The 12389-nt window shown below is 70.3% G+C and carries 13 protein-coding genes; 7 read left to right on the top strand and 6 right to left on the bottom strand.

Going from position 1 to position 12389, the window contains the following annotated elements:
- Positions 1 to 187 precede the first annotated feature (187 nt).
- Together ADK57_RS23240 and ADK57_RS23235 are read right to left on the bottom strand one after the other, a co-directional pair.
- The gene (locus ADK57_RS23240) at positions 188 to 1657 is read right to left on the bottom strand and encodes an alpha/beta hydrolase domain-containing protein (protein WP_063785992.1); all 1470 of its coding nucleotides are present in this window, start codon (positions 1655 to 1657) and stop codon (positions 188 to 190) included.
- Positions 1658 to 1839: 182 nt separating this feature from the next.
- Entirely contained in the window at positions 1840 to 3336 is a 1497-nt protein-coding gene (locus ADK57_RS23235) for an oligopeptide:H+ symporter (RefSeq protein ID WP_053751452.1), read from the bottom strand.
- Between the two features lie 314 nt (positions 3337 to 3650).
- Between ADK57_RS23235 and ADK57_RS23230 the strand changes: the two genes are divergently transcribed.
- A complete protein-coding gene (locus ADK57_RS23230; RefSeq protein WP_053751451.1) occupies positions 3651 to 4328 on the top strand; it encodes a response regulator transcription factor in 678 nt (225 codons plus the stop codon).
- Between the two features lie 40 nt (positions 4329 to 4368).
- Positions 4369 to 5643 carry an ATP-binding protein gene (locus ADK57_RS23225; protein WP_053751450.1) on the top strand — a complete coding sequence of 425 codons (1275 nt, stop codon included), beginning with the start codon at positions 4369 to 4371 and terminating at the stop codon, positions 5641 to 5643.
- Between the two features lie 37 nt (positions 5644 to 5680).
- Here ADK57_RS23225 and ADK57_RS23220 read toward each other — a convergent pair whose 3' ends face one another.
- Positions 5681 to 6229, bottom strand: coding sequence for a GtrA family protein (locus tag ADK57_RS23220; RefSeq protein WP_053751449.1), 549 nt, complete (start codon positions 6227 to 6229; stop codon positions 5681 to 5683).
- Positions 6230 to 6381: 152 nt separating this feature from the next.
- Here ADK57_RS23220 and ADK57_RS23215 point away from each other — a divergent pair, with 152 nt between their 5' ends.
- From ADK57_RS23215 to ADK57_RS23200, 4 genes are read left to right on the top strand one after another with little or no spacing between them, the layout of a single operon-like run.
- On the top strand, positions 6382 to 7521 hold the full coding sequence (locus ADK57_RS23215) for a 5-(carboxyamino)imidazole ribonucleotide synthase (protein WP_053751448.1): 1140 nt from the start codon (positions 6382 to 6384) through the stop codon (positions 7519 to 7521).
- Positions 7518 to 8042, top strand: a complete 525-nt coding sequence (gene purE / locus ADK57_RS23210) for a 5-(carboxyamino)imidazole ribonucleotide mutase (protein ID WP_078973292.1) — start codon at positions 7518 to 7520, stop codon at positions 8040 to 8042. Before ADK57_RS23215 ends, purE begins: the two co-directional genes overlap by 4 nt.
- Before the next feature lie 5 nt (positions 8043 to 8047).
- A complete protein-coding gene (locus ADK57_RS23205) occupies positions 8048 to 9232 on the top strand; it encodes a dipeptidase (RefSeq protein WP_053751500.1) in 1185 nt (394 codons plus the stop codon).
- A 54-nt stretch (positions 9233 to 9286) separates the two neighbouring features.
- Complete coding sequence (locus tag ADK57_RS23200; protein ID WP_053751446.1) at positions 9287 to 9646, top strand: MerR family transcriptional regulator; 360 nt, start codon at positions 9287 to 9289, stop codon at positions 9644 to 9646.
- Between the two features lie 8 nt (positions 9647 to 9654).
- Here ADK57_RS23200 and ADK57_RS23195 read toward each other — a convergent pair whose 3' ends face one another.
- Positions 9655 to 10305 (bottom strand): response regulator transcription factor, encoded by a 651-nt coding sequence (locus ADK57_RS23195; protein ID WP_267890779.1) that lies wholly within the window; start codon positions 10303 to 10305, stop codon positions 9655 to 9657.
- A gap of 158 nt (positions 10306 to 10463) precedes the next feature.
- Here ADK57_RS23195 and ADK57_RS23190 point away from each other — a divergent pair, with 158 nt between their 5' ends.
- Positions 10464 to 11591: a dipeptidase gene (locus ADK57_RS23190; RefSeq protein WP_053751444.1), complete on the top strand. Its 1128-nt coding sequence runs from the start codon at positions 10464 to 10466 to the stop codon at positions 11589 to 11591.
- A 5-nt stretch (positions 11592 to 11596) separates the two neighbouring features.
- Here ADK57_RS23190 and ADK57_RS23185 read toward each other — a convergent pair whose 3' ends face one another.
- Entirely contained in the window at positions 11597 to 11989 is a 393-nt protein-coding gene (locus tag ADK57_RS23185; RefSeq protein WP_053751443.1) for a VOC family protein, read from the bottom strand.
- 31 nt (positions 11990 to 12020) lie between these two features.
- A complete protein-coding gene (locus tag ADK57_RS23180; protein ID WP_053751442.1) occupies positions 12021 to 12380 on the bottom strand; it encodes a VOC family protein in 360 nt (119 codons plus the stop codon).
- Positions 12381 to 12389 lie beyond the last annotated feature (9 nt).

The raw sequence follows: 12389 nt of genomic DNA, 5'->3' as shown, positions 1-12389 counted from the left end.
CGGGGTCTGTCCGGGGTCTGTCCGAGGTCTGCCCGGGGTCTGCCCGGGGTCTGCCCGGGGTCTGCCCGGGGTCTGCCCGGGGTCTGTCCGAGGCGGTCCGCACACCCGCCTCCGCGCGAGAGAACGGGCCGCACCGCACGGTCGAGCATGCGGTGCGGCCCATCGGGGTCGGCGGGCGGGGGCGGGGTCAGCCGCCGATGCCGGAGTCGGCGGCTGCCCTGACCAGCTCGGCCGCGTCGGCCGGGCGGATGAATCCCGCGGCGGCACCCTGAGCGGTGCTCGCCGACCACTTCGCGACGAACGCGGCATGGCTGGGATACAGAGTCGCCAGCTTCTCGGCGCCGAAGGGGGTGGTCGTGCCGAACAGGAAGCAGAACGACGCCCCGGACTGCCCGAGGCCGGACAGAGTGGCTACCGGCACGTCGACCGCCGGTGTGCGGAGGCCGCCCTTGACGTTGCCGTGGGCATCGAGGACGAAGACGGGTGCGGAACCGGAGGTGCCCACCTGCAGCCGGGGTGCCTTGGCCGGGGCGACACCGGTGGTGGCCCATCGGTTCAACGCGTGCTCGGCGGCGTCCAGGACATAGTGCGCCTGGCCGGTGTTGATCGGCGAGCCGCAGCCGGTCCGGGTCGGGGGATTCAGCATGGCGTTCAGCCCCTGGAGGCCCGCGGTCCCGCTGCCGTCGTCACCCGCACCGAGGCCGATGTAGGCGTCGGCGTGCGCGGTGCCGGCCGCCTCCCAGAGCCGGAGGCGGGACGAGTCGGCCTGCCGGGCCGACAGGGAACCGAGGGTCATCACGTCGTTCTCGGTCTGCACGGTGAGTACCGGCGCGTCCAGGTCAGGGCGGAACCGGACGACCGGCGGAGTCGGGACGTCCGCCTGGGGTGCCTGCGACAGCGGCGCGCCGATGTCCCGGCGGCTGTGCACGAGGAAACCGTCGTACACGGACACCAGGGGATGGATCGCGTTGATGTACGTGGTGAGGCGGAACGCTGACTGCGACTCGCCATTGGCCAGCACGGTGCGTGGGCGAAGCCCGTCGAGGACCGTGGCGGCGGAGTCCCGTACGGCCTGGCCGGCCTGCGAGTAGATGTCGTAGGAGTAGCTGTCGCCGGGGTGGGACAGGGCCGCGTAACGCACCGGATCCGTGGTCCGGGTGGCGTTCGCCCCGACGGCCTGCGCGGATACGCCGACCCAGGCGTAGCCCTCGCGGATCAGCTCGTTGTGGGCGTAGATCCACTCCGGTGCCGCGTCGAGGCCGGCGGAGACGTTCAGCCATTCCACGACGACGGTTCCGTTGAAGCGGGCCGGATCGACCGGCCGGTTCACGACGAGCCGGGTGGTGTACGGCGCGGTGCTCGCGGGGGTCACCTGCCAGCGCCCGTCGGAGTCGAGGGGCGCTTCCGGTACGTAGGACGCGGCGTTTCCGGACAGGAGGAACTCGGATTGCGTGTATCCCACGCTGCCGAGGCCGAACGTCGTTCCCTGCAACACGACGGCGCCGTTTCCGCCGGTCACCGGACCGGTGACGGTGGGGCTCGCCGCTGCGGGCGCGGCGACCGCCGAAGTGGTTCCGAGCAGCAGCGAGAAGGTCAGCGTGGCCGCGGTTAACAGGCCCTGGCGGACCTTTCTCGGCCACCTGTATTTCATGTCCATGACATCTCCTGAGGTGGACCCGGCGTGCGGGCCTTGGGTCGAATTCCCAGACGGTAACGGTGTTGAGCGCCCGCCGCAATTGGCGTTCTCATTTTTATGTACCGATGCGTCTAAAACCCGGAGGGCCGCCGCACCGTGTGGTGCGGCGGCCCTCCGTCGGCAAGGCCGGGTCGGTCAGGTCTCTAGCGGACGCTGCCCATGAGCTCCTTGACCCTGTTGCGGTACATCCAGACCGCCGCACCGGCGATCACGGCGAGGGTGGCCTCCAGGGCCACGACGCCGGTCTTGTTGAGGTCGACGCCGGCGATGGAGAGGAGGCCGGTCGTGGCGTCGCCGGCGGTGACGGCGAGGAACCAGACGCCCATCATCTGGGAGGCGTACTTGGCGGGAGCCATCTTCGTGGTGACCGACAGGCCGACCGGGGAGAGCAGCAGCTCGCCGACGGTCTGGACGAAGTAGATCGCCACCAGCCACATCGCGGCCGCCTTGTGACCGCCCTCGGCGATCGACAGCGGGGCCAGGAAGAGGAAGAAGGACGCGCCGACCAGGACCAGACCCGAGGAGAACTTCACGATCGTGCTCGGCTCCTTGCCGCGCCGGTTCAGCGCGAGCCAGAACCAGGCGAAGACCGGGGCCAGCGCCATGATCAGGACCGGGTTGACCGACTGGTACCAGGAGACCGGGAACTCCCAGCCGAAGACGGTGTTCTCGGCGGAGGAGTCGGCGAAGATCGACAGGGTCGAGCCGCCCTGGTCGTAGATCATCCAGAACACGGCCGCGGCCACGAAGAACCAGATGTACGCGGACATCGACTTCTGCTCGGTGCGGTCCAGGTCCCTGTCGCGCTTGATGCGGGTGAGGACCATCACCGGGATGATCACTCCGAGCAGGGTCAGCGGGACCAGGATCCAGTTCAGCGTGTAGTGGCCGGTGAAGCCGACGATCGCGTAGAAGACGACGGCGATGCCGGCCCAGATCGCGGCCTTGCGCAGCGTCGAGGACTTCTCCTCGGCGGACAGCGGCGTGGGGACGACGCTGGAGCGCTCCGCCAGGTGGCGGCTGCCGATGAGGAACTGCACGAGTCCCAGCGCCATGCCGAGCGCGGCGAGCGCGAAGCCCAGGTGCCAGTTGACGTTCTCGCCGATGGTGCCGATGATCAGCGGCGCCGCGAACGCACCGAGGTTGATGCCCATGTAGAAGACGGTGAAGCCACCGTCACGGCGCGGGTCGTCCGGGCCGGAGTACAGGTGGCCGACCATCGTCGAGATGTTGGCCTTCAGCAGGCCCGAGCCGATCGCGACCAGGCCGAGGCCGGCGTAGAACGTCCCGGACGACGGCAGGGCCAGCGTGAGGTGGCCGAGCATGATGACCGCGCCGGCGACGGCGACGGTCTTGCGCGGACCCCAGACGCGGTCGCCGAACCAGCCGCCCGGCATGGCGAGCAGGTACACCAGCGACACGTACACGGAGTAGATCGCCGTCGCCGTCGCCGCGTTCAGGTGCAGGCCGCCCGGGGCGACCAGGTACAGCGGGAGAAGGGCCCTCATGCCGTAGTAGGAGAATCGCTCCCACATCTCGGTCATGAAGAGAGTGGCCAGTCCGCGGGGGTGGCCGAAGAAGGAGGTCTCGGAACCGGGGGTGCCCGGAGTCACCGAGTCCTTCGTCAGGCTGGACGCCATGGTCGTTCCTTGCTGCTCGGGACGCGCCCGGTATGGGGTGGGGGTACACGCAAAAGAGACCTTCAGCGTCAAATCCTCGCCAAAGGTCCCCACGGTGCTGCAGGCGCCCATTCACCATACGTCAGGACACTGCCTGAAATGGAAGGACTTGAGACCCGAATCACAGGTGACAGGGGAACCGTACACACCTTTTCGAAGGTCCCTACACAGTTCACACCCCACACACAGAGGTTCGTGCCAGTACGCCCAAAGGTAAGAATCACTCACCGCCGATCACACCCCAGCACTGGTCACGGGCGGTCTACCATCACCTCATGACCCGTGTACTGCTCGCCGAGGACGACGCGTCCATCTCGGAGCCGCTGGCCCGCGCACTGCGCCGGGAAGGCTACGAGGTCGAGGTGCGCGAGGACGGCCCCACCGCGCTCGACGCCGGCATCCAGGGCGGCATCGACCTGGTCGTGCTGGACCTCGGTCTGCCCGGTATGGACGGCCTGGAGGTGGCCCGCCGGCTGCGCGCCGAGGGCCTCGCCGTCCCGATCCTCATCCTGACCGCGCGCGCCGACGAGGTGGACACCGTCGTCGGTCTCGACGCCGGCGCCGACGACTACGTCACCAAGCCCTTCCGGCTCGCCGAACTGCTCGCCCGCGTCCGGGCGCTGCTGCGGCGCGGTGCCTCCGAGCCGGCGCAGCCGCCGGCCACGCACGGTGTGCGGATCGACGTGGAGTCGCACCGGGCGTGGATGGGCGACGAGGAACTCCAGCTCACCGCCAAGGAGTTCGACCTGCTGCGGGTGCTGGTGCGGGACGCGGGCCGGGTCGTCACGCGGGACCAGCTGATGCGGGAGGTCTGGGACACCACGTGGTGGTCGTCGACCAAGACCCTCGACATGCACATCTCCTGGCTGCGCAAGAAGCTGGGCGACGACGCGGCCAACCCTCGGTACATCGCCACCGTGCGCGGGGTCGGCTTCCGCTTCGAGAAGAGTTGAGCCCGCACCCGCCCGGCAGGCGTCGAACAGGTAAGAGGACATGCGCCGCCGTCTGATCCAGTCCACCCTCGCCGTCGTGCTCGTGGTCATCGCGGTTTTCGGGGTGTCCCTCGTCATCGTCGAGACCCGCACCATCAGCAACAGCGCCCAGGAACGGGTGGAGCTGGAGGCGGCCCGGCTGGCCAGCATCGTGGACAGCAGGCTGCTCGGCGCCGGGAGCGTCGATGCCGAGGTTCTCAAGGACCAGATCACGGCGGACCGCTATGCCGTGATCCGGATTCCGGGGGAGCCGGTCATCGAGGTCGGCAACCAGCCCACCGGTGACGTCATCCGGGGGGAGGCCGAGGGCGAGGAGGGCGAGACCGTCGTCGTCCAGGAGCCGCGGTCGTCGGTGACCCGGGAGGTCGGCCGTACGCTGCTGATCATCGGGCTCGTGGCGCTGCTCGCGGTGATCGCCGCGGTGGTGCTGGCGATCCGCCAGGCCAACAAGCTCGCCTCGCCGCTCACCGACCTCGCGGAGACCGCCGAACGCCTCGGGTCGGGCGACCCGCGCCCCCGCCACAAGCGGTACGGCGTCCCCGAGCTGGACCGGGTCGCCGACGTCCTCGACTCCTCCGCCGAGCGCATCGCGCGGATGCTGACGGCGGAACGCCGACTGGCCGCCGACGCCTCCCACCAGCTGCGTACGCCGCTGACCGCGCTGTCGATGCGCCTGGAGGAGATCACCCTCACCGACGACCCGGACACGGTGAAGGACGAGGCCACCATCGCGCTCACGCAGGTCGAGCGCCTCACGGACGTGGTCGAGCGGCTGCTCACGAACTCCCGTGACCCGCGCACCGGTTCCGCCGTCACCTTCGACCTCGACGAGGTCATCCAGCAGCAGCTCGCCGAGTGGCGGCCCGCCTACCGCGGTGTCGGCCGTGCCATCGTCAGCTCCGGCAAGCGGCACCTTCGGGCGGTCGGTACGCCGGGGGCGGTCGCACAGGTGCTGGCCGCGCTGATCGAGAACTCCCTGATGCACGGTGGCGGCACGGTCGCGCTGCGCACCCGGGTCACCGGCAACCAGGCGGTCATCGAGGTCACCGACGAGGGACCGGGTGTCCCCGCCGACCTGGGCGCCCGCATCTTCGAGCGCGCGATCAGCGGCCGCAACTCCACGGGCATCGGCCTCGCGGTCGCCCGGGACCTCGCGGAGGCCGACGGGGGCCGCCTGGAGATGCTCCAGACCCAGCCGCCGGTGTTCGGACTGTTCCTGTCGCGTACGCCGCTGCGGAAGTCGTCAATGCCGGACGAGGAGCCGACGGTCCGCTAGGACACGCGGCCGGGGCAGACCCCTGGGACAGGCAGGCCTACGGCACGCGCTGCCTGGAGCGCGGCTTCTTCGCCGCCGTGGCCAGAATCGACTCCGCGTCGGCCAGCGCTTCCTTGGCCGGAAGTGTGCGGAACACCCAGGTGCGGTACGACCAGAAGCGGAAGAGCGTGGCGATGCCGATGCCGACGAACTTGAAGATGTTGCTCTGCAGCGGGCTGTCCCAGTCGAAGCCGTACGTCGCCACGTAGAGCAGGCCGTTCTCGATGACCAGCCCGACCAGGCTGAACAGCAGGAACAAGGTGAGTTCCTTGGTGCGGCCGGTCTTGTCGCGGTCACGGTAGGCGAAGTAGCGGAACCCGACGTAGTTGAAGACGATCGCCACGACCGTCGCTATGACACTGGCCCGCACGACCTGGAGGTCGGTGGTGTGCCGCACCAGGTTGAACACGAGGAGATTGACCAGGACCCCCGCCCCGCCCACCGCACCGAACTTGGCGACCTCGCGCACAAGCCGGTCGACGCGCTGTCGCGCCGCACTGCGGGGCGCCGGGGGCGCCGTACGGGACCCCGAGAAACCACTTTCCATGGCTGTCCAGGCCCCCGTCTGTCGGATTCGTCAACCCAGCCATGCTAACCACCCCCCTTCGTGATCGCCTGTGGACGAGCTCATAGCCGGGCAAAGGAACTGCCCGTGGACGGTGAAACAGGCCACTGCGGCGTGGCCGATACCCTAGGGGCGTGACGTTCCCGGTAGTCGGCATGGTCGGCGGCGGTCAGCTCGCTCGTATGACACACGAGGCAGGCATCCCGCTCGGCATCAGGTTCAAGCTCCTCAGTGACACTCCCCAGGATTCCGCGGCGCAGGTCGTGAGCGATGTCGTCGTCGGCGACTATCGCGACCTCGACACGCTGCGCGAGTTCGCGCGGGGCTGTGACGTGATCACCTTCGATCACGAACACGTCCCCACCGAGCACCTCAGGGCTCTGGAGGCGGACGGCATCCCCGTCCGCCCGGGCCCCGACGCGCTCGTGCACGCCCAGGACAAGGGCGTGATGCGGGCGAAGCTCGACGCGATCGGGGTGCCGTGCCCACGGCACCGGATCGTGAGCGACCCGGCCGACGTGGCCGCCTTCGCGGAGGAGGGCGACGGCTTCCCCGTCGTCCTCAAGACCGTCCGTGGCGGCTACGACGGCAAGGGCGTGTGGGTCGTCGACACCGTGGCGGAGGCCGAGGACCCCTTCCGCGCGGGCGTTCCCGTCCTCGCCGAGGAGAAGGTCGACTTCGTGAGGGAGCTGGCCGCGAACGTCGTACGGTCGCCGCACGGCCAGGCCGTCGCCTACCCGGTCGTCGAGTCACAGCAGGTGAACGGCGTCTGCGACACCGTCATCGCGCCCGCCCCCGACCTCGACGAGGCGCTGGCACTGAAGGCCGAGCAGATGGCCCTGTCGATCGCCAAGGAGCTGGACGTCGTCGGTCACCTCGCCGTCGAGCTGTTCCAGACCCGCGACGGCCGCATCCTCGTCAACGAGCTCGCGATGCGCCCGCACAACTCGGGCCACTGGTCGATGGACGGCGCGATCACCAGCCAGTTCGCCAACCACGTACGGGCCGTGCTGGACCTCCCCCTCGGCGACCCGCGCCCGCGCACCAGGTGGACGGTCATGGTCAACGTCCTCGGCGGCGACTACCCGGACATGTACTCCGCGTACCTGCACTGCATGGCCCGCGACCCCCAGCTGAAGATCCACATGTACGGCAAGGACGTGAAGCCCGGCCGCAAGGTCGGCCACGTCAACACCTACGGCGACGACCTGGACGACGTGCTGGAGCGCGCCCGTCACGCTGCCGGCTACCTGAGAGGCACGATCACCGAATGAGCCCCGTTGTTGGCATCGTGATGGGTTCGGACTCCGACTGGCCCGTCATGGAGGCCGCGGCCCAGGCCCTCGACGAGTTCGAGATCGACTACGAGGTCGACGTCGTCTCCGCACACCGCATGCCGCGCGAGATGATCGCGTACGGCGAGCAGGCCGCCGAGCGCGGCCTGAAGGTGATCATCGCGGGCGCCGGGGGCGCCGCCCACCTCCCGGGCATGCTCGCCTCGGTCACCCCGCTGCCGGTGATCGGCGTGCCCGTGCCGCTGAAGTACCTGGACGGCATGGACTCGCTGCTGTCGATCGTGCAGATGCCGGCCGGCGTGCCCGTCGCGACCGTCTCCGTCGCCGGCGCCCGCAACGCGGGTCTGCTCGCCGCGCGCATCCTCGCCGCCCACGACGAGGAACTCCTCGGCCGGATGCGGGAGTTCCAGCAGGAACTGAACGACCAGGCCACCGAGAAGGGCAAGCGCCTGCGCGCCAAGGTCGAGGGAGCGGGCAACGGCTTCGGTTTCGGGAAGTGACGGCCATGACCTCCCCTTCGCTGGAGGAAGCCCGGGAGCTGCTGCGGGAGTTCCCCGTGGTCGACGGGCACAACGACCTGCCCTGGGCGCTGCGTGAACAGGTCCGCTACGACCTCGACGCCCGCGACATCGCCACCGACCAGGGTGCCCACCTGCACACCGACATCCCCCGCCTGCGCGAGGGCGGGGTGGGCGCGCAGTACTGGTCGGTGTACGTCCGCTCGGACCTGCCCGACGCGGTGCCGGCGACGCTGGAACAGATCGACTGCGTACGGCAGTTGCTGGCGCGTCACCCGGGCGACCTGCGGCCCGCGCTGACGGCCGCGGACATGGAGGCGGCGCGCGCCGAAGGCCGTATCGCCTCGCTGATGGGTGCGGAGGGCGGCCACTCGATTGCCAACTCCCTCGCCACGCTTCGGGGGTTGTACGCCCTCGGGGTCCGCTACATGACCCTCACGCACAACGACAACGTGGCGTGGGCGGACTCCGCGACCGACAAGCCCGGTGTCGACGGGCTGTCGGCCTTCGGCCGGGAGGTCGTGCGGGAGATGAACCGGGAGGGCATGCTGGTCGACCTCTCGCACGTCGCCGCCACGACCATGCGGGACGCGCTGGACGTCACGTCCGCGCCGGTGATCTTCTCCCACTCCTCGTCGCGGGCCGTGTGCGACCATCCGCGCAACATCCCGGACGACGTCCTGGAGCGGCTGCCCGCCAACGGCGGCATGGCGATGGTGACGTTCGTGCCGAAGTTCGTGCTCCAGGCCGCCGTCGACTGGACCTCGGCTGCCGACGAGAACATGCGCGCCCACGGCTTCCACCACCTCGCCACCACCCCCGAGGCGATGAAGGTGCACCGTGCCTTCGAGGAGCGGAACCCGCGTCCCGTCGCGACGGTCTCGACGGTGGCGGACCACCTCGACCACATGCGCGAGGTCGCGGGCATCGACCACCTGGGCATCGGCGGCGACTACGACGGCACCGCCTTCACCCCGGACGGCCTGAGCGACGTCTCCGGCTATCCGAACCTGATCGCCGAACTGCTCGACCGCGGCTGGTCGAAGTCCGACCTGGCCAAGCTGACCTGGCAGAACGCGGTACGGGTGCTGGGCGCGGCGGAGGACGTGGCGCGTGGCCTCCAGGCCGCGCGAGGGCCGTCCAACGCGACGATCGAGTCGCTCGACGGCTGAGTGCCGATACGAGTCCCAGTGCCGCTGCAAGTCCCAGTGCCGAGGGAGGCAACCGTGCGGATCGGTGAACTGGCCCGGCGTACCGGCGTGAGCGAGCGGTCGTTGCGTTACTACGAGCAGCAGGGGCTGCTGGCCGCCGGGCGTACGGCCGGCGGGCACCGCGACTTTCCCGAGGCGGCCGTCGACCGGGTCGTCCGGATCCAGGAGCTGTTCGCGGCCGGACTGCACAGCTCGAAGATCGCGCAGCTGCTGCCCTGTATGCGGGACGCCGACGGCGGTCCCTCCGTCGTCGCCACGCCGAAACTCGTCGCCTACCTCACCGAGGAACGCGAGCGCATCGACCGGATGATCGCCGACCTGGTCCGCTCCAGGGAGACGCTCGACGAGGTGATCGAGGTGGCACAGGGGCGCTGAGCCGTGCGTCAGCCGCGGGGCATGGTGTAGCCGACACCGCGCACCGTCCTGATCAGCGACTGGTCGTCGTCATTCAGTTTGCGGCGCAGGTAGTAGACGTATGTCTCGACGGTCCCGGCACGGAACGGCGCTCCCCAGACCCGGTCCAGGATCTGGCTCTTCGTCAGGACCTGGCCCGCGTTGTCCAGCAGGTAGCCGAGCAGTTCGAACTCCCGGGTCGAGAGCTCGACCCGGGTTCCGTCCCGCCAGACCTCGCGGCGCCCCGCGTCCACCGCGAGGTCCCCGTGACGCAGCAGCCGGCTCTCGTCGGCCCGGTCGCGGGCCAGCAGGTCACGGACGCGCGCGACCACTTCGGCGAGCTCGAACGGCTTGGCGACGTGGTCGTCCGCGTCGGTCATCACGCGGCGCGCCTGCGCCCCGGTCACGGTGTCGTCGCCGGCGGTCAGGAACAGCACGGGCGCGTGGACGCCGGCGGCGCGCAGTCCGCCGTACGTCTCGACGGCGTCGTCGTCCGGCAGGGCCATGTCGAGGACGACCAGGTCGGGTCGTACGGAGCGGCCGACGGGTATCGCGAACCGGCCGCGGCTGGCCGCGTACACCTCGAAGCCGAGTTCGCCGAGCGTTGCCATCAGGGGGCGGGCACCTGGGTCGGCGTCCACGACGAGGACCCGGACCGGTCTTTGAACGTTCACGTACTGAAGGACGAAGATCCCTGGCCAAAGGTGCCCGCACCCCGTACTCCGAACGCCCCGCCCACCAGGAAGGCCCTCCGGCTCCGTGCAACGGTGACCGTACTGCGATCAGGACGGAGCCGGCCATGGCAGACCTCCAGGACGAACTGCACACCACCAAAGAGGTCGGCGAGTTCGACGACCTGCCCGAGCCGCTCCCGGAGCCCGTCCCGGCGGAGCCGTACACCCCCGTCGCCGACCCCGGCACCTCACCGCTGGAGCGGGCCCGCGCGATCCTCGACGCGTACCCCGTCGCCGACGGCTACAGCGGGCTCCCCTGGGCGCTGCGCCACCTGCCCTGGTACGACCTGGAACTCGGCGAGACCGCCGTCGACACGGATGTGCCGCGGCTGCGCGAGGGCCATGTCGGTGCGCTGATGTGGTCGCTGCACCTGCCCGGGGGCCTCGACGGCGACCGGGCCGTCGGTGCCACCCTGGAACAGCTCGACCTGGTCAAGACGGTCGTGCGCAACCACCCCGAGGGCCTGCGCCTCGCCTACACCGCCGGCCAGACCACCGACGTGCGCAACTGCGGCCGCGTCTCCGTGCTGCTCGGCCCCGCCGGAGCCGCCGCACTCGGCGACTCCCTCGGCATCCTGCGCTCCCTGCACGCCCTGGGCCTGCGCGCCCTCACCCTGACCGGCGCGTCCTGGGCGAGCGAGGCCGGACTGACCCGGTTCGGCGAGGAGGTGCTGCGAGAGATGAACCGCCTCGGCGTCCTCGCCGATCTCTCCGGTGCCTCCGCCGACACCGTCCGACGCGTCCTCGCGGTCTCCAAGGCGCCGGTCCTGTGCACCCGTTCCGCCGCCCGTGCCCTGCGCCCGCACCCGGCCAACCTCCCCGACGACCTCCTTGCGGAACTGGGCGAGGCCAAGGGGCTGTGCATGGTGCCGCTGACCGCCGAGCAGACCGGCCCGACCGTCCGGGACGTCGCCGACCACCTCGACCATGTGCGCGAGGTCGCGGGCGCGGAGTGCGTGGGCCTGTCCGGCACCTACGACGCCGGCACCGCCCACCCGCAGGAGCTCGGCGACGCCTCCTGCTACCCGCACCTCATCGCCGAACTCCTGCGCCGCGCCTGGCCCGAGGAAGACATCGCCCTGCTGGCCTGGGGCAACCTCCAGCGCGTCCTGCGCGGCGCCGACTTCACCGCCCGCGCGGCCCAGCAGCGCCGGGAGCCGTCGACGGCGAAGATCGCCGACCTGGACGGATAGAGGATCTACAACGGGTCGATCCGGCAGAGGCAGAAGGGGTGGCCCGCCGGATCGGCGTACACCCGGAAGTCCTTCTTCTCGAAGTCCTCCCGGTCCAGGACGCGTGCCCCCAGGGCCAGCACCTTCTCCTCGGCCGTGTCGATCTCCTCCCAGGTGGACCCGCCGTCGAAGTCGAGGTGGAACTGCTGCGAGTTGCGGTCCGCGCGCGGCCACTGTGGCGGGGTGAACCCGGAGGCCCGCTGGAAGGCGAGCCGCGGCCCGTCGGGAATCCGGAGTACGACCCAGTCGTCGTCCTCTGCCTCCGGCGTGCCGCCGCCCACCTGGGCGTAGAACGCGGCGAGCGCGTGCGGGTCGGGGCAGTCGACGACCACGGAACGGAAGCGTGCCACGGGTGCCATGAGAATCCTCCCGGCTCGACCCGGTCGGCGATCAGCCGGCGCAGAGACAGAACGGGTGCCCTGCCGGGTCCGCGTAAACCCGGAAGCTCCGCGAACGGTCCTCCACCTCCAGCGGCTTCGCGCCGAGCCTCAGCACCTCGGCCTCGGCGGCGTCCAGGTCCTCGACGGTCAGGTCCAGATGGAACTGCTGCGACTGGTCGGCCGCGGGCCACTTCGGCGGTACGTACCCCGGGGCGGCCTGGAAGGCCAGCGTCTGGCCGTCGGACAGCTTCAGGTCCACCCACTCTCCCTCGTCCACCACGGTGCCGCCGAGCACGTCGGCGTAGAAACCGGCGAGGGTGCGCGGGTCGGGACAGTCCAGGACGACGGCACCCAGCTTGGCGAGAGCCATGACTTCCTC

It is taken from the genome of Streptomyces sp. MMG1533, assembly GCF_001279775.1.
Classification (GTDB): Bacteria; Actinomycetota; Actinomycetes; order Streptomycetales; family Streptomycetaceae; genus Streptomyces.
The sequence above is the reverse complement of the archived record's forward strand: the minus strand, read 5'-3'. Positions and strand labels throughout refer to the sequence as shown.